Annotated in this window: 1 protein-coding gene; it reads left to right on the top strand. The window is 41.4% G+C overall.

All coding sequences use genetic code 11. From position 1 onward, the window contains the following. Positions 1-1,019 (top strand): hypothetical protein (locus tag ACWIUE_RS11875; RefSeq protein WP_454137000.1); only part of this gene is annotated, 1,019 nt, incomplete at both ends.

The following is a 1,019-nucleotide window of genomic DNA, read 5'->3' as shown; positions in this document are numbered from 1 at the left end:
GTTGATATCGGCGTAGATTCTGCGAATTCCATTGGCATAATCTCTGCCACACCAAAAGTTAGCGTAAAAGGAATTACAAACGCAGATTCTACTCCACCCACCACCGCAAACTCCACCTGCGCCACCGCAAATAAATTAAATGAGAGTTCCATAAATCTCTCGCAAGGCACAAGCGCCGGGGGCATTCTTTGGAGTATAAATGAAAAAGATGCCCTTGTAGGCGAGATAGAATCGACAATCATCGATAAAGCAATGGTGGATAAAATAAAAGAGCAAAAATCGCAGAATCTCTGTGGTAGTGGCGACTTCCCGTGTCCGTTCCCTGTGGCGTTGAAGTTGAAGTTTGAATATGAAGTCGTCCCAAATGACTTTAAAATCGAGTTGTTAGATAAAAATGGCAACGCGCTAAAAGTCCTATATTTCGGGCAGGGAAGCACACCTGATATTGAGGAAGGGAGCAAGGTGCGATTTACCGCACTAAAAAGCGATAAAAAGGCAATCGCCACAACCTTTTCGCAAACCTGCTCATCGCAGAATCTAGCAGTTGAAATCAAAGAGATTGCAGGAAAAGGATTTGCATTAGAGATTTTAGGCAAGGATGGGAGCAAACCGCTGATTGTCTCTGCGAAAGATTTTAAAAATGGTATCGCAGAATCTAGCGCGATTGTCAAAGTCGATAAGGATAAAGATATTCCTTTTACGCCAAATATGAAAAGTGAGCCAATTTTCACAAATAAAAATTTCCCAAATGGCATTCCAAGTGAGATTACTTTCGCGCAGTTTCCAAACTCATATTATCCCAAATATGATTCGACTTTGGATAATGAATTGCTAATCCTCCGTGCGCGGATAAATGCCATTGACACGGATAATCAAGAGACAAATTTCAACACCGCCTCAAACTCAAAAGTCTTTTATGAGTTTCAATGCGAGTATTGCAATCTAACCGAAGTCGGCAAAGTCACAGGCGTAAATAATTACGAAAAGAGCAAAACACAGCAAGGATGGTGGATTGATAA

The organism is Helicobacter sp. 23-1045 (assembly GCF_053654655.1).
The sequence above is the reverse complement of the archived record's forward strand: the minus strand, read 5'-3'. Positions and strand labels throughout refer to the sequence as shown.